General features: G+C 40.5%; 18 protein-coding genes. 1 reads left to right on the forward strand and 17 read right to left on the reverse strand.

Features of this window, described 5'->3' with window-relative positions; genetic code table 11:
- Window positions 1–373: 373 nt before the first annotated feature.
- From ABLC00_RS09985 to ABLC00_RS10060, 16 genes are all read right to left on the reverse strand, one after another.
- Window positions 374–2,803, reverse strand: a complete 2,430-nt coding sequence (locus tag ABLC00_RS09985; protein ID WP_033846551.1) for a glucose/quinate/shikimate family membrane-bound PQQ-dependent dehydrogenase — start codon at window positions 2,801–2,803, stop codon at window positions 374–376.
- A gap of 82 nt (window positions 2,804–2,885) precedes the next feature.
- Window positions 2,886–4,205, reverse strand: a complete 1,320-nt coding sequence (locus tag ABLC00_RS09990) for a carbohydrate porin (RefSeq protein ID WP_022574398.1) — start codon at window positions 4,203–4,205, stop codon at window positions 2,886–2,888.
- A 59-nt stretch (window positions 4,206–4,264) separates the two neighbouring features.
- On the reverse strand, window positions 4,265–5,716 hold the full coding sequence (locus ABLC00_RS09995) for a NosD domain-containing protein (protein ID WP_033846550.1): 1,452 nt from the start codon (window positions 5,714–5,716) through the stop codon (window positions 4,265–4,267).
- 19 nt (window positions 5,717–5,735) lie between these two features.
- Window positions 5,736–6,563, reverse strand: a complete 828-nt coding sequence (aroD, locus tag ABLC00_RS10000) for a type I 3-dehydroquinate dehydratase (RefSeq protein ID WP_080775671.1) — start codon at window positions 6,561–6,563, stop codon at window positions 5,736–5,738.
- Window positions 6,564–6,632: 69 nt separating this feature from the next.
- On the reverse strand, window positions 6,633–7,262 hold the full coding sequence (gene pcaG, locus ABLC00_RS10005) for a protocatechuate 3,4-dioxygenase subunit alpha (protein ID WP_033846548.1): 630 nt from the start codon (window positions 7,260–7,262) through the stop codon (window positions 6,633–6,635).
- A gap of 14 nt (window positions 7,263–7,276) precedes the next feature.
- Entirely contained in the window at window positions 7,277–8,002 is a 726-nt protein-coding gene (gene pcaH / locus ABLC00_RS10010) for a protocatechuate 3,4-dioxygenase subunit beta (RefSeq protein ID WP_000077913.1), read from the reverse strand.
- A 10-nt stretch (window positions 8,003–8,012) separates the two neighbouring features.
- Window positions 8,013–8,426 (reverse strand): 4-carboxymuconolactone decarboxylase, encoded by a 414-nt coding sequence (gene pcaC / locus ABLC00_RS10015; RefSeq protein WP_000997505.1) that lies wholly within the window; start codon window positions 8,424–8,426, stop codon window positions 8,013–8,015.
- A 15-nt stretch (window positions 8,427–8,441) separates the two neighbouring features.
- Window positions 8,442–9,797 (reverse strand): MFS transporter, encoded by a 1,356-nt coding sequence (locus ABLC00_RS10020; RefSeq protein WP_033846547.1) that lies wholly within the window; start codon window positions 9,795–9,797, stop codon window positions 8,442–8,444.
- Between the two features lie 42 nt (window positions 9,798–9,839).
- Window positions 9,840–10,625: a 3-oxoadipate enol-lactonase gene (gene pcaD / locus ABLC00_RS10025; RefSeq protein WP_033846546.1), complete on the reverse strand. Its 786-nt coding sequence runs from the start codon at window positions 10,623–10,625 to the stop codon at window positions 9,840–9,842.
- Window positions 10,622–11,977: a 3-carboxy-cis,cis-muconate cycloisomerase gene (locus ABLC00_RS10030; RefSeq protein WP_033846545.1), complete on the reverse strand. Its 1,356-nt coding sequence runs from the start codon at window positions 11,975–11,977 to the stop codon at window positions 10,622–10,624. Before ABLC00_RS10030 ends, pcaD begins: the two co-directional genes overlap by 4 nt.
- A 2-nt stretch (window positions 11,978–11,979) precedes the next feature.
- Window positions 11,980–13,191, reverse strand: coding sequence for a 3-oxoadipyl-CoA thiolase (gene pcaF / locus ABLC00_RS10035; RefSeq protein WP_033846544.1), 1,212 nt, complete (start codon window positions 13,189–13,191; stop codon window positions 11,980–11,982).
- A 12-nt stretch (window positions 13,192–13,203) separates the two neighbouring features.
- Window positions 13,204–13,857, reverse strand: coding sequence for a 3-oxoacid CoA-transferase subunit B (locus ABLC00_RS10040; RefSeq protein ID WP_033846543.1), 654 nt, complete (start codon window positions 13,855–13,857; stop codon window positions 13,204–13,206).
- Between the two features lie 18 nt (window positions 13,858–13,875).
- Window positions 13,876–14,547, reverse strand: coding sequence for a 3-oxoacid CoA-transferase subunit A (locus ABLC00_RS10045; RefSeq protein WP_004886985.1), 672 nt, complete (start codon window positions 14,545–14,547; stop codon window positions 13,876–13,878).
- A gap of 349 nt (window positions 14,548–14,896) precedes the next feature.
- A complete protein-coding gene (gene ispD / locus ABLC00_RS10050) occupies window positions 14,897–15,613 on the reverse strand; it encodes a 2-C-methyl-D-erythritol 4-phosphate cytidylyltransferase (protein ID WP_004886982.1) in 717 nt (238 codons plus the stop codon).
- Window positions 15,579–15,968, reverse strand: a complete 390-nt coding sequence (gene ftsB, locus ABLC00_RS10055) for a cell division protein FtsB (protein ID WP_004701341.1) — start codon at window positions 15,966–15,968, stop codon at window positions 15,579–15,581. The genes ispD and ftsB overlap by 35 nt, the downstream gene beginning before the upstream one ends.
- 232 nt (window positions 15,969–16,200) lie before the next feature.
- A complete protein-coding gene (locus tag ABLC00_RS10060) occupies window positions 16,201–16,929 on the reverse strand; it encodes a sulfite exporter TauE/SafE family protein (RefSeq protein WP_004886978.1) in 729 nt (242 codons plus the stop codon).
- Between the two features lie 286 nt (window positions 16,930–17,215).
- Here ABLC00_RS10060 and ABLC00_RS10065 point away from each other — a divergent pair, with 286 nt between their 5' ends.
- Complete coding sequence (locus ABLC00_RS10065; RefSeq protein ID WP_004708522.1) at window positions 17,216–17,893, forward strand: DUF421 domain-containing protein; 678 nt, start codon at window positions 17,216–17,218, stop codon at window positions 17,891–17,893.
- Between the two features lie 95 nt (window positions 17,894–17,988).
- On the opposite strand, the gene eno is transcribed toward ABLC00_RS10065, so the two are convergent.
- Window positions 17,989–19,278 (reverse strand): phosphopyruvate hydratase, encoded by a 1,290-nt coding sequence (gene eno, locus ABLC00_RS10070; RefSeq protein WP_004708520.1) that lies wholly within the window; start codon window positions 19,276–19,278, stop codon window positions 17,989–17,991.
- Window positions 19,279–19,288: the final 10 nt, after the last annotated feature.

Here is a 19,288-nt window from a genome sequence, read left to right on the forward strand (position 1 = left end):
ATTTAAATATAATATAAGTATATATTTACGCTTGTTTTTCCAACAAAAAAAACATGTTTTTCAAGCCTAAAAAGCTAATAATGTTTATTTTTAATTAAAATTCACAATCTTAAGTTAAACAAAACTTAATAAACTTATTAATCTTATTTATAGGTAAAACATTATAAAAAAATGCTTAATAGTTCGGCTATCTCTAGCGTTCAGAATAAAACATTTATAGGTATATTTTAAGTTTAGCAATAACTTCAAGCACTTTTTTACTATTTGGTAAAGTTATCTCACTAAAATTATAGAATTTCCGCAAACACTCTAATAGAAAAAAGATATTAAAAAAATAAGGGCAAAAGAAAATTTATCTTTTTGCCCTCTTTAATTACTTCTCTAAACTATATGCGATCACATAATCACCATGGTCCGGAGACTGACGTGCACCGCCCGCGGTAACCACTACATACTGTTTACCTGTTTTAGGTGAGACATAGCTGATTGGTGTACCTTGGCTACCTACTGGCATACGTGACTTCCACAGCTCTTTACCTGTAGATGAATCAAAAGCACGCAAGTAGTAATCTTGAGTTGCAGCAAAGAAGACTAAGCCACCTTGAGTTGCCATCGGTCCACCAATAGTCGGCATACCAATCGGTGCTTTTAAGCCCATCTTAATACCTAAAGGTCCAGTATCTTCAACTGTGCCAAGTGGTACTTGCCATGCAACCTGACGAGTTTTCATATCAATTGCAGTCATGGTACCAAATGGTGGTTTTTGACAAGGAATACTTAAAGCAGACATAAAGCGGTTTTTATTCACTTTATATGGTGTACCTTTCATTGGTACAGCACCCATACCTGTATTTACTTTTTCACCGCCACTCGCCTGAATCTTAATATCTTCAGGGGTTTGTTTAATGAGTTGAACCCATAAACCAAGACGCATGTCGTTTACGAACATGTAACGATGAGTCGGGTCAAAAGCAATACTTCCCCAGTTCATGCCACCTAAAGAACCAGGAAAACTTAATGAAACATCAGTACCCGGTGCAGTAAATAAACCTTCGTAACGCATTGACTTAAAGTTAATACGGCACATGAGCTGATCAAACGGTGTAGCACCCCACATATCTGACTCAGTTAAAGTCTGATTACCAATTTGAGGCATTTCAACAGAACGTGGTTGAGTTAAACTATATTGCTCACCCGGAATATTCGCAGCTTTCACTGGCTGTTCAATCACTTTAGTAAGTGGTTTACCAGTTACACGGTCTAGAACAAAGAATTGGCCTGATTTGGTTCCAATCACAACAGCTGGCTTAGTCGTACCATCTTTTAATGGAAAGTCGACTAGACTTGGTTGCATTGGTAAGTCAAAGTCCCATAAGTCATTATGAACAGTTTGATATACCCACTTTTCTTTACCCGTTGTCGCATCGAGTGCCAACACAGAAGTATTGTATTTGTGATCTAACGGATTACGGTTACCACCCCAAATATCAACAGATGAACTCCCCATAGGTAAGAACACTGTATTCATTTGTGGGTCATACGACATAGCGGCCCAAGAGTTTGCCGAACTACGTTTATACGTTTCACCTGGTTTTAGAACATGGTTAGGATCAGGGTTACGTGGGTCAAATGCCCAGCGGAGTTTACCTGTAATCACATCATAACCACGGATTACGCCACCCGGCATATCTGCTGCCACGTTATCTGCGATACGGCTGCCGACTACAATAGTAGTACCTGCTATCGTTGGTGCAGAAGTCACTTCAAAACGTGGAGCTTTTGTTCCATCGCCTAAGCCTTCGAGCAGGTTAACTGTTCCATTCACACCAAAGTCAGCACAACGTTCACCAGTATCTGCATTGACTGCAATTAAACGAGCATCGGGAGTATTGGTATATACACGGCGTGGACATGCTGTGTTGGTCGCAACAGTAGTGACCGGAGTTGCACCAGCTAAAGTTGGTTGTACAAGTGTTTTTGTTGAATCAAAGTATGCAACACCACGGCAACGCTCCCAAGCATCGGCCTTAGAGTTTACCTCAGCTTTCCAAAGCTGTTTACCCGAATCAGCATCTATTGCAAAAATATTGTTATGCGGCGTACATAAAAAGACTTTATTTCCAACTTGTAGTGGGGTCATTTGGTCTTCAGCACCATTACCGCTACCCGTTGTAAAATCACCTGTTCTAAAGCGCCATGCTTCTTTTAACTTATGAACGTTATCTCGGTTAATTTGATCGAGAGCAACAAAGCGACTACCACCTGCATCATTACCATAATTTTCCCAATTTACCTGTTTTTTTGCAGGATCAACTGGTACTAAAGGTAGTTTTTCACCTGAACTTGCTACTGTTGGATGCGGTTGGAACATTTGATAGAGCGCAATCAACATACCTACAACAACTAATCCACCTACCGCATAGGATGAAGATGCCAAACTAGTTTGAAATTGGTAACGTCGGATTGAAGGCAAAGTAAATAGCAAGGCAGCAAAAAGACCAGCAGGAAACATTAAGCGCGAAAATAAAGGCCAAAATTCCCATCCAGCGTCAATCAGTGACCAAATTACCGTACCGATAAAAACAACTGCAAAAATCCAGACACCAAGTGCTTTTTTACGGAAGATACTAATTGCCGAAATGGTTATAAACAGTCCTGAGATAAGGAAATACCAAGAACCGCCGAGTGATACTAGTTTTCCACCACCTACAATGTAAAAAACACCGGTAGCCAATAAAACTAGACCTAAAATAAAACACCATATTTTGAATAAGATATGAAACTTAGAATCTGACTCAGACATAGATCCTACTCCACATATACTGAACACAAATAGTTCAAGCATTTGGGCCAGTTAAACTATGTCTAACCAGCCATCAATATTGTTAAAAATTAACTTTTACACTCAGGCCCGCCACCCAAGCATCATCAACTTCTTTTACACCAGCAGGTTGATGGATATATTGAATATTTGGTCGCAGCATGACGGCCGGAGACCATTGATAGGTATAGTTCAATTCAACGTTTAGTTCGTCGTCCTGAATTGGAATATAGTTAGATGCGATCGGATCATAGCTATAGTATCCGCGGCTTTCATTTGTCGCGATCTGCTTATCTTTAGCACGGTCATTAACGACATAATTGGCAATACCAAAACCAATTGAATCATTTGGTCGGCTGTCAAATGGGCCCTTATACCAAAGTGCAAGTTGTTGTGTACTTTGTACAAACGTGGTTGCTTTATCATTTACAACGCCATTAAAACTTACATATAAACCGCGTTTCGGATCTTGGCCGGCATGGCTAAGTTGTTGCTGCGCATTAATCCAGAAGCTTTGTTTTCCGTCATGAACTTTACCTGCAGTTTTAATATCATTTGCTTCTGCGGTTGAGTAAAGTGCACCTACTTTATATTCACCCGGTAAACCATTGAAAGCAGCAAGTTTTGGTTTCCATGCAAGTTCAACCGGTATAGTAGCGCCCTTGACGTTATTCATATCCAGATTAAAACCATCACTGTTTGATTCGGTTTTAATATTGTCTGGATTGACCTCATAAACACCAACACCTAAAGACCATTCAGGTGCAAACTGATATTTAACATTTGCAGCCCAAACACCAACTGGTGAGTTATACCAAATTGAACCAATTGATTTTCCTAACTGCCCACCACAAAGCAATAAGTTCTGAAACTCACATTGAGAACTATTGAAGTCCTCTGACATTCCCATACGACCAACTTTGACTTGTACGGTATTATCAGCAAAGCCTTTTTTTATCCATGCTTGAGATAAACGCCAGATTTTGCCACGACCATAAATCTCTTGTGCGTTACCAAGTTGACTAGAGCGTGGGTCTTTAATACGCTCTAAAGTAAGCGCATTACCGTCACGTTTAGTCACAACTAAGCTCGCGGTTGTATCTTTCCATCCAGCAATTTTGTCTAAATCGAAAGTTGCACCCAAAGAAAGCTGCGCAGCATTCTCAAAAGTATTGCTGTCGTTATACCCACCATCTAAATTTGTGGCAGCCTGGCTCATGATAGAAGCTGTAAATTTATAACCCTGTTGCTCTAATTGTTGACGCTCACCATTCCAGTCACCCAGTAACCATTGGCGGTCTTGTGACCACGGCTCATTCGCAAGTGCAAATTGGCTACCTAATACAGCAATTGTTAATACACTCAGTTTGATTACGTTTGGCATTTCAAGTCCCTTTTATCTTTTCTAAAATGCGCCCCTGTTTTGAGGCGCTTTATTTTTTGTTATTTAACTTGCACAAACCCAAGTTCAGAAGTTGCACCAAAGTGATCAGTTACATTTGCTGTAATTGAGGCAACTTTGACTGTTGGCTTCCAATTGGCTTTTGCGTTGCCTTGTGCGTCTGTGGCAACTGTTATAGTCCCTAAATACTGCTCAGCTTCTTTTGATGTCGCACTCTGGTTGCCAAAAAACTCAACTTGGTAACGTTGGTTTGGTAAACCATTAACTTCGATATTAACTGAACCTTTATTTGCTGTTAACTTAGGTGCTTTAATACCCTGATTCGGCTGAGCATTACAACCTTGTTCATTTGGCTGAGTACATGTTTTTTGTAGTTTAGATGGCTCAATCACCACACCACCACCACGAGAGCCAACAAATCCTTCATGCTCAAGCGCAGGAACTCCAAATACAATTGCACCTAAACGCTGATTTGGTATACATGAACCACCTGCTTCACAGCGTTTAATATCTTTACCGTTGTCCCAAATTAGGTTTTTCGTCAGTGTAATTCTTGCATTTGCATCTTTTTCTGAGCGAATGGCAACACCAATACGATTGCCATGCACTTTATTGCTATCAAGAATATTGCCATCACCCGTCATGTTAAAACCAATCGAGTTATTGGTCATTTCGTTGTAGGCAATATAGTTACGCTTACCCCAGTTAATCTGTAAGCCATCCGAATAATTTTCAAACTTATTTCCAACTACAGCATTGTCATTGCCCCACAAGATTTCAATACCTTGTGATGGCTCTGGATTTACTTTGGTAGAAACAAAATGGTTATTTGCAATCAAGTTAAAAGCAGCGCCACGTGTCAGTTCTAAACCATCACCATTGTCTTGGAAAATGTTGTCTAAGACTTTGTTGTTATTGGTAGTTGTCGCAGTTGGGTTGCCTTTACCATCATCACCCGTGATCATGACCCCAGCTCCACCATAGTTATTACTAATACGGTTGTGTTGAATGAGGTTATTGCTTGAACGGTTAACCAATACGCCAATGCAGAACCGGTGGATATCTAGGCCTTTTAAAGTCACGTTATTGACATCACGTAGTACAAAACCCGGTAAAGTCATAGTACGTACATTGGTACCATACTGCTCAGGATTTGCTCCCGGGCAAGCTTTTGCACCTTCACCTTTAATATAATTTGAACCATCAATTGCAATGTATTCACCAGTTTTATCCCATTGGGTACCAATAATTTTGATAGGTGCTTTAATTTCAGGAAGCGGGCTGTTTAATTTAATTGCATAAGGTGCTTTGCCTACTGCTTGAATCAAGATATCACTAGCTTCGCTTGGGTTTGCATTGGCTTGTTCAATTGCCCAGCGTAAAGAGCCTTTGTTGCTATCATCTTGATAACGGTCAACCACATAAGTTTGTGCTGCAGCTACTCCTGAAACCATCAAACCTAATGCAAGAGTAGTTAAACGTAATGTATTCATTTCATCATATCCTTATGATTTATGGGTTTGTTGGTTGAACGGTTTGTAAAATCTGTTTGAGCTTAGTCACATCAATTTGACCCGGTGCAGAAGCCTGACCAATCATGCCAAAGCTATAACTTCCACCCATATTGGCAGTTGCAACACGAGAAATCGTACCTAATTGCCCCATCGACATCGTCAATAAAGGTTTAGTAGTCTGTTGGCTTACCTTTAAAGTTGCGTTCATTAAAGTGAAAACATCTTGTTTAGATTTAGGCATTACAGCAATTTTGAGAACATCTGCGCCCATTTGATCTTGTTTTAACAAGCGTTTTTCAATTTCATCTTGGCTTGGTGTTTTTTGGAAGTCGTGATTAGACATGACAACGAGCACTTTCTTTTGATGTGCTTTTTGAACTATTTCTGAAACTACTTTTTGATCACGGAACATTTCAACATCTAACCAGTCCATGAACGGATTTTTTAAGTAAGCTTGATAGGTCTTACCATAATCCGCATCACTAATTTCAAGCTGACCTCCTTCGTTTTTCGTACGAATGGTGGCAATCAATGGCTTGTTGCCTAAAATCTTTTTCAACTCATGACCTAAGGCAATGACTTGTTTTGTATCGCTTGCAAAGCTTAATAAATCGATACGGAACTCTGCCAAATCAGCATCTGCTGTATTTGCAACCACTTGAGCTTGTGCCAAAGCTTGTTCTTTGGTTTTTGCAGTAATCGGAACAATCGTTTTAACAGCTGTAGATGCAGGTTGTGTTTGAGCAGCCAAAACGACAGGTTCAGCATTTGCCTGTGCTGTAAAAAACGGGACTGCAAGCAAACTTAGGCTTAATAATGTTTTCATGTTCATAGAGTTCATCCTTAAAAAGGCTACACACATCCTTGAGTAATCAGGTGTAGCCTTAGGTGTTTCTTAAATATCAAAAAATACAGTTTCATCATCGCCTTGAATGCGAATATCGAAACGGTAAACAACCTCACCATTTTCTTCAAAACGTTTCGCAATAAGTGTTTGGCGACGTGGTGCCCATTCAATACTATTTAGAATTGGGTCGTTAGCATTTGCCTCAGCTTCATCGTCAAAATAAACACGTGTATGAAGACCTAAGTTAATACCGCGAGCGAAAATGACTAATGCAATATGTGGTGCCTGAGTTGAGCCTTTACGGCCTGCTGTCGCGCCCGGTTTAATCGTATTGAAACTCCAAATACCTGTTTCAAAGTCTGCACCTGTACGACCCCAGCCGTGAAATGCAGGATCAGCTTTTTGCTCCCGTGTATCGGCATAACTTGGGTAGATACCATTTGCATCGGCCTGCCAAATCTCGATAAGCACATCACGTAGCGGTAAACCTAATCCGTCAAACACTTGACCTTCAAGACGAATACGTTCACCTTGAGTCTGGTCTTGTACTAATTGGTTATTAAAGTTGTTTTCAAACACTTCGATATTTGCTTGTTGTGGCAATAACCCAATATGAACGTAAGGACCACCTGTTTGAGATGGAGTTTCTTTTAATTCCTGAAAATTCCAGTTATTCATGCTCGTGCTCCCGATTAAGTCAATTCATTTTCGAAGTAAGTCGCTCGACGACCACGCAAAGTGATGTCGAAACGGTAACAACGGCTATCGGCTTCGATAAAGTTGTTTTTATCTTCTAGTGCAATCAATGCACGACGTTGATCTTCAGAAGGAATTGTTTTTAAGATCGGGCAAGTGTCGATGAGCGTGTCGCCTTCAAAATAAAATTGCGAAATCAAACGCTGCGCCCAACCATCAGCAATTAATGAGAAATGAATATGGGCAGGACGCCATTCATTAATACGGTTACGCCATGGGTACGGACCCGGTTTAATGGTACGGAAAATATAAAAACCGTTTTCATCTGTTAAGGTACGACCACAACCACCAAAGTTAGGGTCCATTGCACCAATAAACTTGTCATTTGGATGACGATAACGACCAGAAGCATTGGCTTGCCATACTTCTAGAAGTGCATTTTTTACAGGACGACCAAACTGATCACGAACATAGCCATGCACAATGACACGCTCACCAATTGGCAAACCATCTTTGGCATAGTTCAAAATCAAATCGTTATCTTTTGGACCAAATAGATTTGAAGAAAAATGCGGTGCAGTAACTTCAGTTAAAGTCTCGTTAATAGAGATCAATGCATTTTTTGGCGAACGCAATACACTTGTTTTATAACCTGGCGTATACGCTGGTGGATGATCATCTGTATTACGTTGGGCGTAGGCACCCCAGCTATGTTGTGACATCTTTATCTCCTTAATCCTGTTCTTTCGCTGCAATTGGGTTTACTTCTATTCCCAACTCTTTAAAGACTTCTTCAGCCATGTGCATTGCAGCGTTTGCAGCAGGTAAACCTGCATAGAGTGAACTGTGTAAGATCAGCTCTTTTAAATCTTCTTTGGTTACACCATTGTTGAAACAAGCACGTAAATGCATGCGTAGTTCATCTTCACGGCCCAGTGCCAATAAAATTGCGATCGTCACTAAACTACGTGTATGACGTGGCAAGCCCGGACGCGACCACACCTCACCCCATGCGTAACGGCTAATAAAATTTTGAAAATCTTGGTTAAAGTCATTTAGGTTTTGCAAAGACCGACCAACATGCTTTTCACCTAAAACTTCAGTCCGCACTTCAATGCCTTGTTTATAGCGTTGTTCATCATTCATTGTGATAGACCTCTATTAAGTTGCATCGGTATGCGCAACAAGTGATTTAACAAATACAGCAACAGCCGCAGCAGTCGCTGGAATTAGTAATAAACTGAGAATAGCGGTGAATGACCAATCATTACCGAGTAGCACCGCACCAATCCATGCACCAAATACCGCACCAAAACGCCCAATACCAGTCATCCAAGACACACCCGTTGCACGGCACTGAGTTGGATAGAAGCGTGCACTTAACGCCGGCATCGAAGATTGCGCACCATTAATGGCGATACCCGCACAAAGCACTAATACTGCAAGTAAGGTTGAGTTGCCTAAGCTTTGACCGACCGCAATTGCAAATAGACCTGCGGCAAAGTAGAAAATGGCGATGACTCGGTTTGGGTTGAATTTGTCCATTGCCCAACCAATGAACAATGCGCTTACCACACCGCCGAACTGGAACAACCCTCCAATAAATGCAGCACGCTCCATCGAAGCGCCTGTTTCACGCATAAGTGTTGGTAACCAGCTTGTCAGCAAGTACACAACCACGAGTCCCATGAAGTAAGTTACCCAAAGTAAAATTGTTCCTTTGGCATATGGCTTAGAAAACATAATTCCAAAGACATTTTTCTTTTGAGCTGTTTCAGTTTTTTCTTCAGGAACGTGAAATGCAGTCGCATTCTGAATTTGTTTTGGGGCAATATGATTTAAGATTTTGCGTACTTTTTCAGGATTCTTACCTTTCACAATTAAGAAGCGGTAAGACTCAGGTAGCACTACAATCACTAAAATCATTAAAATTAAAGGTGACCAGCCGCCGAGCAAAAATAAGCTATGCCAACCGTAGGTAGGGATAAGCCAACTGCTAATAAAACCGCCGGTAGCCATACCCAAGTTGTAGCCACAGAACATACATGTCACGAGTAATGATCGAATGCGGGTTGGACAGTACTCAGAAAATAAAGTGGTCGCATTCGGCATTGCTGCACCAAGGCCAATACCGGTTAAAAAACGTAAAACGACAAGGCTATCCAAGTTGGTTGCATAAGCAGATGCCAAAGTAAATCCACCGAACACAAGCATTGCCACAGCTAAAACAACTTTTCGACCGAAACGGTCCGCTGTCGGACCAGAAACTAAAGCGCCAATAATCATTCCACCAAGTGCTGCACTCATCACCGGTCCTAACTGAGAACGATCAATTCCCCAGTCTTGTGCCAATGCTGGTGCAATAAAGCCCATCGCAGCTGTATCGATACCATCAGTAAAAATAATTAAGAAACAGATGATTGCGATCATCCATTGATATTTACTAAGTGGAGCATCATTAATCAGTGCTTGAGCATCGATGCTTTTGTTTGGTGTAGCGTAATCCTGAGACGCCATATTTGCCTCCTTAAGGCCAATTCCTTTTAAATTACTAAGCGATTAGATTTGCTGAATAAACCTAGTCAATTCCTGAGTAAATCTCTGTGGTTGCTCAATACTAGAAAGATGAGATGCTTCCAGTTTTGCTAGCTGACTGTTCTTAATTGCCTTCTGCATAAATTCAGCATCTGCTACTGTAGTTACTGGATCTTCTGTTCCTGCAATCAGCAGTACTGGAATTTGAATTTGTGCAATTTCATCTCTTAAATCGGCATACGCTAAAGCACGACAAGCATTGGCATAACCTTGTGCTGGTGTGTTTGCCAGACTTTGAATCGTTGTCTGTGCAACAATATTATGTTGATAGTCGAATTTTTCACTGAACCAGCGGGTATGCGTGGTTTTAACCAGCTCAGCTAAACCATTTTGTTCTACCGATTCAGCACGACTTAACCAAGCTTCAGTCTGACCAATTTTGGCTGCCGAGTTTGCAACTGTAATGCTATTAAAACGATTTGGATGATGGATACCCAACCAAAGCCCTGTAATACCACCCATTGAAATCCCGCAAAAATGAGCTTTTTCAATATTCAAGGCATCTAAAATATCAACAACATCTTCAGCTAAGTTTTGCAATGTAGTGTCACTAATTACATCACTTTCACCATGACCACGTGTGTCGTATGTAATGACATTAAAATGACTTTTTAATTCATTCAGCTGAGGTTGCCACATACCATGGTCTGTTCCTAATGAATTAGAAAACACAAGCACAGGAGCATCTTTTAGACCATCTGTATAAACTGCTAACTGTTTTCCTTGACGATTACGAATAGTCTGTTTCACTTTGACTCTCCTTGTGCTTCTTGCAAAACCGCATCAATCTGTTGCTGAATATTGCCTAAATAATTTTCTGGTTTGAAAATATCTCGTATTTCTTGCTGGCTAAACTGTCCTTTTACTTCATCTAGTTGGCTAACAACATCAAACAAATGCTGGTTTTGTGCTACCGCTGTTTTACATGCAGCTTCAACTAAATGATGAGCATTTAAACGACCAATTTTGGGAGCAAGTGCCATCATCACCGCTTCTGCCATAATTAACCCATTAGTACACTCAAGGTTCTGTTGCATATGCTCAGCATTAACTTCAAAACCTTGTAGAACTTCACCTGTACGGCTTAATGCCCCAGCACAAAGCTGAAAGATTTCTGGAACTGCTAACCATTCTGCATGCCATGCACCTAAACTCCGTTCATGTTCCTGTACCATGCTTTGATAAATGCTAGACATCAGCGCTGGTACACGATTCGCTGCTGCAAGTACTGAAGCTGCTGCGACTGGATTACGCTTATGAGGCATAGTAGAAGAACCACCGCGGCCCTTTGCGGTTGGCTCAAACAACTCTGCAATTTCAGTTTGCATCATGAGTGACCAATCGCGTGCCATCTTGCCCGTATTCCCGACAATCATGCCAAGCACACTTGCAATTTCTACAATACGGTCACGCTCACCATGCCATGTACTTGTTGGTACAGTCAGATTCAGTTGCTTCGCAAATGCACTGACCACAAGCGAACCTTGGTCTTGCAATGAAGCCAACGAACCCACAGCACCGCCTAACTGAGCAGTGAGCACACGTGATTTCATAGCTTGTATACGGTCTAAATCACGTTTAAATGCAGAAGCCCAACGAGCAAGTTTATGTCCCAACGTAATTGGTAAAGCTTGTTGTAACCATGTACGTCCAATCATGACTTGATGGCGATATTGCTTGGCTTGCTGTAATGCAGTCGCATAGCATTGTTGAATTTGAGCTTCTACAACACTCAACGCATCACGGCATTGCAAAATACAAGCTGTGTCTAAAATATCCTGACTGGTTGCACCCCAATGCACATAGCGTGAAGCATCTTCATCAGTATCTTTAACAATTGCCGTAAGCTGTTTTACAAATGGAATTGCGATATTCCCAGCTAAACCAGCTGCTACCGCTAAAGCGGAAAAATCAAACTTGTCTAGTGCATGCTCAGCTACTTGGGCAATGGTATTTGCTGCATTTTGAGGAATCACGCCAACTTGTGCCTGCGCTTGGGCTAACGCAACTTCAACCTGAATCATGTATGCGATTAAGGATGAGTCACTAAAGATGTCAGTAACGTCTTTTTGGTAAAACAAGCTGGCATATAACTGACTCATGATTAGACTCTCTCAATAATCAAAGCAATGCCTTGTCCCACACCAATACACATTGAACACAAGGCATAACGACCGCCAGTCTGTTCAAGCTGGTTTAGGGCTGTGGTCACGAGGCGTGCACCTGAAGCACCAAGTGGATGGCCCAATGCAATGGCACCACCATTTGGATTTACTTTGTTGCTATCGTCTGGCAAACCTAAATCACGGGTCACTGCCAATGCCTGTGCAGCAAAGGCTTCGTTAAGCTCAATTACATCCATCTGCTCTAAAGTCAGGTTGGCTTGTTTCAGTAATTTTTTAATGGCTGGTGCTGGAGCAAAACCCATAATGCGTGGTTCTACACCCACCGCTGTTGAAGCAATGATCTTGGCACGTGGTTTGAGGTTGTAAGCCTGAACTGCATCATCAGAAGCAATCAGTAAAGCTGCCGCACCATCGTTGATGCCTGAAGCATTACCCGCAGTAACTGTACCATCTGCTTTCACAACAGGTTTAAGTTTGCTTAAACCTTCAAGTGTGGTGGATGCACGTGGATGTTCATCGGTATCAATCACAACAGCCTCACCCTTACGCTGAGGGATTTCAACTGGCACGATTTCTTTAGAAAAAAAGCCTTTGGCTTGCGCGCTTGCGGTGCGTTGTTGGCTCACCAAGGCAAACTGGTCCTGATCTGCACGATTGACGTTAAACTGTTCAGCCACGTTTTCGGCAGTCTGGGGCATGGTGTCTACACCATACAATTCTTTAAGTTTCGGGTTAATGAAGCGCCAACCCATAGTGGTGTCTTCAATCTTCTGGCTACGGCCAAAGGCACTGTCTGACTTACCCATCACATAGGGTGCACGGCTCATGCTTTCCACACCACCTGCAATCACCAAGTTCGCTTCACCTGCTTTAATGGCACGGGCAGCAATGGCAATGGCATCGAGTGATGAACCACACAAACGGTTAATGGTGGTTGCCGGAACCTGATAAGGTAACCCAGCAAGCAGTGCTGACATACGGCCCACGTTACGGTTATCTTCACCAGCTTGGTTGGCACAACCATAAATCACATCATCGACCTGTTCCCAATCTACACTTGGGTTACGCTGCATGAGGGCTTTAATGGGTACAGCACCAAGGTCATCGGCACGGATAGGTGCAAGGCCACCGGCATAACGGCCGAATGGAGTACGGATGGCATCGATGATATAAGCGTTTTTTAATGTCATTTCCCTACTTCCTTACCCTTGAGTCGCATCAATCAAAGTCGCACCCGTTAAAGCCTGCAACTCATCAAAGCTAAGACCTTCAACTTTCTCAATTACTTTTAAACCATCTTTGGTCACATCAATCACACACAGATCGGTGTAAATACGATCCACACAGTGCTTACCCGTTACCGGATAAGTCAGCTCAGCGACAATCTTTGGTTCACCTTGTTTGGTGACGTGGTCTGTAGTGATAAATACTTTCTTGGCACCAACCGCCAAATCCATCGCACCACCCACCGCAGGAATCGCATCCGGTGCACCGGTGTGCCAGTTCGCCAAGTCACCATTCGCTGCAACCTGAAATGCCCCAAGCACGGCAATATCAAGGTGACCACCACGCATCATCGCAAATGAGTCGCCATGATGGAAAAAGCTGCCGCCTTCTAGCATGGTCACAAACTCTTTACCCGCATTGATCAGTTCAGGGTCTTCTTCACCTGCAGCTGGTGGTGGGCCAAATGCCAATAGGCCATTTTCAGAATGGAGGAAAATATCTCTATCGTTAGGTAAGTAGCTGGCAATCTTGGTTGGTAAGCCAATGCCCAAGTTCACATAGGCGCCATCTGGAATATCTTGTGCCACACGTTGTGCAATCTGGTCACGGCTGAGTTTCTGGTAGCTCATGTTATTTCTCCTTATTGCTTACTGTGCGGGCTGTACTTGTACAACATGCTGTACAAAGATACCCGGGGTGATGATGTGCTCCGGATCTAATCCACCCAGCTCCACCACTTCAGAAACCTGAGCAATGGTGACATCCGCAGCCATGGCCATGATCGGGCCAAAGTTACGTGCAGATTTACGGTAAACCAAATTACCCCAGCGGTCGCCCTTATAGGCTTTAATCAAAGCGAAGTCAGCCTTGATCGGATATTCAAGTACGTAATCTTTACCATCAATCTCACGAGTTTCTTTGCCTTCGGCCAAAAGTGTTCCAAAGCCCGTTGGAGTAAATACAGCACCTAAACCCATACCTGCAGCTTGAATACGACAAGCCAGATTACCTTGCGGTACAACCTCAAGTTCCACCTTTCCGGCACGGTATAGTTCATCAAACACATAAGAATCTGACTGACGTGGGAAAGAACAGATCACTTTTTTTACTGAACCGGCCTTAAGCAGTTTAGCCAGACCATAGTCACCATTACCGGCATTGTTGCTCACAATGGTTAAGCCTTTAACACCGAGTTCAATCAGACCGTCAATGAGTTCAGCGGGTTGTCCTGCGGTACCAAAACCACCAATCAGAATGGTTGCACCATCTTTAATCTGCGATAAAACCTCGCTTAGTGAGGACTTACTTTTGTCAATCATTAGACAACTCCATTGTGCTCATTGAAGAAGAGATAGGTAAGAGAGTTAGGCACACTGAGGCGAGAAGAATAGATAAATATTTCACTCAATCCCGAGTGTTTCCCTTAGATTTCCCTTTTAATCATTTTTGATAATTTTCGTATTTTGATCTAGTAAGCTATATATAGTTTTGTTCGATTTAGGATTTTTTTGTTCGACTATCGAACATTATCTCAGTAAATTACTTAATCTATCTTATAAACTCAAGTTGTAAAAAAATACCAATAATTTTGGATAGATATGTATAAAACAACATATTTGCTTAGGCTATTTCATAAATAAAATAACCATCAGCACTGTATATAAAACCTTAAGACTGTGATTGTAAAATTAAACGAGCAAGTTCCAAATCATCAGGATAAGTAATTTTTATATTATCAGAGCGCCCCATGACCACTTGTACACTTTCGCCCACAGATTCAAGTGCACTCGCCTCATCGGTAATGGTCAAATTATTTTTTAATGCTGTTTCTATTGCTTTTTTAAGCGTGCCAATTTTAGCAATTTGGGGAGTTTGAGCCTGCCACAAAAGTTCTCGACTCACAGTTTTATCAATTTGGTGTTGTTTAGTTACTTGTTTTAGCGTATCGCGTACCGGAATTGCCAAAATAGCACTCTGGTTTGTTTCAACTGCGGTTTTAACAAGAGCACTAAGACATTCAAAAGTCACACAAGGTCGTGCAGCATCATGTACTAATACCCAGTCATTCTCATCCGCTATCTGCAATAGATAATTTAGAGCGTTTAATACTGAGTGCACACGTTCAGCACCACCATTACAAAAATGAGCCTTATATTTATCCTGAAAAGCTAAAGTCGAGGCAAAATTATCCTGTGCACCAATTGCTAAAACATAGCCACTTAATGGAAGTTGACTTAAACGTTTAACCGTGTGTTCTAAAACAGTAGCGTCTTGAATGTATTGATATTGCTTTAATTCAGTTTTGGAGAACCGACTTCCCGAACCAGCAGCAGGGATAACTGCCCATAATTTAGTCTGGGATGTCTGGCGATGGAGGTGTCTCATTAGTTTCCAAATCTACTTTAGCGTTCGGGTCAATATAAATAGGCTTATAATTGGTACTAATTGTACTCATTTGAACAAATGTTTCATGAGGCTTAACTAAACCAAGATCAAGACGAGCATGCTCTTCTATTGCTTCTGTACCGTTTTTTAGGTCAAAAACCTCAGCTGCCAAAATGCGGTTTCGCTCTTTAAGCTCATCATTTACTTCGGCTTGCTGTTGGATCTGTTGCATAAGCGCTTGATGAGGAAAATAACCACCCTCACCTAACCAGAACTGATATTGCAATATAGCTACTAAAACAATAACCAGTAGCAATATAAGTTTGCTTGAAGTGGATCGAAATACTTCTAACATAGCATTAAGAGCTTTAATTAAAAACTTTTATTAAGTTTTTGTATTGTATGACAATTTACAAGCGACATGCAAAATTCCTGCAAAATTCCTGCAAAACGATGAATGATCATATTACTTTAAATTGACCATCGTAACATGTTTCATTTTGTCAAAATTAAACTCAATTGGAAAGGAAAATAATGTTTATAAACACAACTGTTTATAAATCAATCTATGTATATAAAAGTTACTCTTAAGAATGAGTAAAAACTGCAAATATCATAGAAAAACCAGCAACCGCCAACATGCAATCTAGCAATAAATTAAAAGTTTCCTCAGACATCTTTATTACAAATGTTTTACCAATATAATTACCAATGATTAAAGAAAAACCAACCGCAACTCCCGCAATTAAAATATTTTTCTGTAAAACACCTAGCACACCAAAAGTTAAGCTTTTTGTTACGTAAATTCCAAATGAAGCTGCCGCCTCTGTTGCCAAGAGAGCTCCCTTAGTTAAACCAAAACCATTAAAAACCGGAAGTAATAATGGACCTGTGGAGAATACTACACCAGTGATATAGCCAAGCACTCCACCTGCGACTATCATTTGCCATGAATTAAATTTAAAATTATGGCGTTTGGCATAATGCCTAATCGGTATTAAGCAAAAGAAAAAGAAACCTATACATAAGTTGGATAATATCGGTGACATAACCCATAAAGTATTGGCTCCCAGTATCGTTGCGGGTATGCCCAGACTCGTAAACAACAGAAATGCTTTAATATTAAGCTCTTTACGCCACAACACCACACGTGAAATATTCCCCATGATTGCGGCAATTGCCATAATAGGTACTGCAAGCTTCGCCCCAAAAATATAAGAAAGTATAGGCAACAAAATAATAGATGACCCAGTCCCTACTACCCCACTAATCAGTCCTGATAGAACCCCAATAACAGCAAGTGCTACATAGATCATAGGCCTAACCAAAATAATTATTCTTAAAAGTCTACAATAGTCTAGGTTTTAAAATCGTACTATAGCTCTGTTCTGTTTTAGTATTTAAAATTTGCATCTTAAAATACTTAATTACTTATCCAATTAGCCCTATAAAACTTATTAAATTTTTATTTGAAGCTATATAAAATCACATATTTCTTATATTTTTAACCAATAACTACCTAAAAAGTATACTTTTTTGCTTTCCATTTTGATAAGAATTTTAAATGTATTTTTGATACATATTTTAATAAGTGAGAAGAAGATGGATCTTTCTAACATTTTTATAGGTGACACAACGTGGACCTTTGTTTTAGAAATTTTAATCCGATGTACTGTGATGTTTATTATCATCATTACTTTTTTAAGACTATCTGGTAAACGTGGTATTCGACAACTTTCCTTATTCGAACTGGCTATTATTTTATGTTTAGGATCTGCTGCTGGTGATCCTATGTTTACTAAAGACTTACCTATTGCTCATGCATTTGTTGCTTTTGTAGCTATTATTTCTTTATACCGCCTCGTTACTTGGGGTATGGTAAAAAATAAAAAAATTGAAAATTTATTAGAAGGCCGAGCTCTCTGTGTCGTTAAGGACGGTCTCTTAGTTTATAAAGATTTCCAGAAACAAACATATTCTCATGACGAGTTTTTCTCGGAAATGCGCCAACAAAATGTAGAGCATTTAGGTCAAGTCCGAACAGCCTTACTTGAATCTGATGGTATTTTGAGTTTGCTTTATTATGAAGATGAAGACGTTAAATGGGGACTTCCTTTATTTCCAGATGCTTACCGCAAAGCTGATGTACTTAAAATTAATACTTTTTATTCTTGTATGAAATGCGGTGAAACAAAAATTTTAAACAAACTCGACCAAGAATGTTCTCGCTGTCATCATCATAGTTGGGCTGAATCTTTAAAAACTCGACGTTTAGGATAAATAAAAAAGTGCTATTCCCAAAAAAGAAATAGCACTTATATTTTAAATATTAATTTGTCATCAATATTTAAATCAGCAAAGTATTATTCAAAAGATTAGTTTAAACCTTTGAACTCAGCTTTACCGCGGTAAACCGCTTTAGTCAACTCTTCAATACGAAGTAATTGGTTATATTTAGAAACACGGTCAGAACGGCAAAGTGAACCAGTCTTGATTTGACCTGCTGCTGTACCAACTGCTAAATCAGCAATAGTTGAATCTTCTGTTTCACCAGAACGGTGAGAAATAACAGTCGTGTAACCATTTGCTTTAGCAAGGTAGATTGCATCTAAAGTTTCAGTCAATGTACCAATCTGGTTATATTTGATCAGAATTGAGTTACCTACTTTCTCATCAATACCACGTTGTAAAATCTTAGGATTAGTTACGAATAAATCATCACCAACCAATTGGATTTTATCACCAAGAATTGAAGTTAAATAGCTCCAGCCTTCCCAATCAGACTCATCTAAACCATCTTCAATAGAGATAATTGGATATTGCTTAACAAGACCAGCTAAGTAATCAGCAAATTGATTGCTTGTAAAAGACTTGTTGCCTTCACCTTCAAGAATATATTGACCATTCTTGTAGAATTCTGAAGATGCACAGTCAAGTGCAAGCATCATATCTGAACCAGCTTTATAACCAGTTTGCTCAATTGCTTGAAGAATTACAGTAATTGCTTCTTCGTTTGAACGAAGGTTAGGTGCAAAACCACCTTCATCACCTACAGCTGTATTCAAACCTTGTTTTTTAAGAACTGATTTCAAAGAATGGAATACTTCTGCACCAGCACGTAATGCTTCAGCAAATGAAGTAAAACCAACTGGCTCAATCATGAACTCTTGAATATCAACAGTGTTGTCTGCGTGAGCACCACCGTTCAAAATGTTCATCATTGGTACAGGCATAGTCAAAGTAGTTTGACCACGTAAGTTAGCAATATATTGGAACAATGGAAGTTTTTGTTCAGCTGCTGCTGCGTGAGCTGCTGCCAAAGATACTGCCAAAGTTGCATTCGCACCTAATTTAGATTTGTTTTCAGTACCGTCAAATGCAATCATTTTTTCATCAAGTGCTTTTTGATCAAAAACACTCTGACCAACAAGCAATTCATGAATTGAGCTATTTACATTCTGAACAGCAGTACGAACGCCTTTACCCAAGTAACGTGATTTGTCACCGTCACGAAGTTCTAAAGCTTCACGAGAACCAGTTGAAGCACCAGATGGTGCACATGCACGACCAACCACCCCAGATTCTAAGATGACGTCTGCTTCGATGGTTGGGTTACCACGAGAGTCCAAAATTTCACGTGCACGAATGTCAACGATTTGGCTCATGAACAATTCC

The organism is Acinetobacter nosocomialis, assembly GCF_041021905.1.
In the GTDB taxonomy this organism is placed as follows: Bacteria; Pseudomonadota; Gammaproteobacteria; order Pseudomonadales; family Moraxellaceae; genus Acinetobacter; species Acinetobacter nosocomialis.

Bases quoted from the DNA above. Each gene is read 5' to 3' on its own strand.
- ABLC00_RS09985 (WP_033846551.1), bottom strand. From the start codon at position 2,803: ATGTCTGAGTCAGATTCTAAGTTTCATATCTTATTCAAAATATGGTGT.
- ABLC00_RS09990 (WP_022574398.1), bottom strand. From the start codon at position 4,205: ATGCCAAACGTAATCAAACTGAGTGTATTAACAATTGCTGTATTAGGT.
- ABLC00_RS09995 (WP_033846550.1), bottom strand. From the start codon at position 5,716: ATGAATACATTACGTTTAACTACTCTTGCATTAGGTTTGATGGTTTCA.
- aroD (WP_080775671.1), bottom strand. From the start codon at position 6,563: ATGAAAACATTATTAAGCCTAAGTTTGCTTGCAGTCCCGTTTTTTACA.
- pcaG (WP_033846548.1), bottom strand. From the start codon at position 7,262: ATGAATAACTGGAATTTTCAGGAATTAAAAGAAACTCCATCTCAAACA.
- pcaH (WP_000077913.1), bottom strand. From the start codon at position 8,002: ATGTCACAACATAGCTGGGGTGCCTACGCCCAACGTAATACAGATGAT.
- pcaC (WP_000997505.1), bottom strand. From the start codon at position 8,426: ATGAATGATGAACAACGCTATAAACAAGGCATTGAAGTGCGGACTGAA.
- ABLC00_RS10020 (WP_033846547.1), bottom strand. From the start codon at position 9,797: ATGGCGTCTCAGGATTACGCTACACCAAACAAAAGCATCGATGCTCAA.
- ABLC00_RS10030 (WP_033846545.1), bottom strand. From the start codon at position 11,977: ATGAGTCAGTTATATGCCAGCTTGTTTTACCAAAAAGACGTTACTGAC.
- pcaF (WP_033846544.1), bottom strand. From the start codon at position 13,191: ATGACATTAAAAAACGCTTATATCATCGATGCCATCCGTACTCCATTC.
- ABLC00_RS10040 (WP_033846543.1), bottom strand. From the start codon at position 13,857: ATGAGCTACCAGAAACTCAGCCGTGACCAGATTGCACAACGTGTGGCA.
- ABLC00_RS10045 (WP_004886985.1), bottom strand. From the start codon at position 14,547: ATGATTGACAAAAGTAAGTCCTCACTAAGCGAGGTTTTATCGCAGATT.
- ispD (WP_004886982.1), bottom strand. From the start codon at position 15,613: ATGAGACACCTCCATCGCCAGACATCCCAGACTAAATTATGGGCAGTT.
- ftsB (WP_004701341.1), bottom strand. From the start codon at position 15,968: ATGTTAGAAGTATTTCGATCCACTTCAAGCAAACTTATATTGCTACTG.
- ABLC00_RS10060 (WP_004886978.1), bottom strand. From the start codon at position 16,929: ATGATCTATGTAGCACTTGCTGTTATTGGGGTTCTATCAGGACTGATT.
- ABLC00_RS10065 (WP_004708522.1), top strand. From the start codon at position 17,216: ATGGATCTTTCTAACATTTTTATAGGTGACACAACGTGGACCTTTGTT.
- eno (WP_004708520.1), bottom strand. From the start codon at position 19,278: ATGAGCCAAATCGTTGACATTCGTGCACGTGAAATTTTGGACTCTCGT.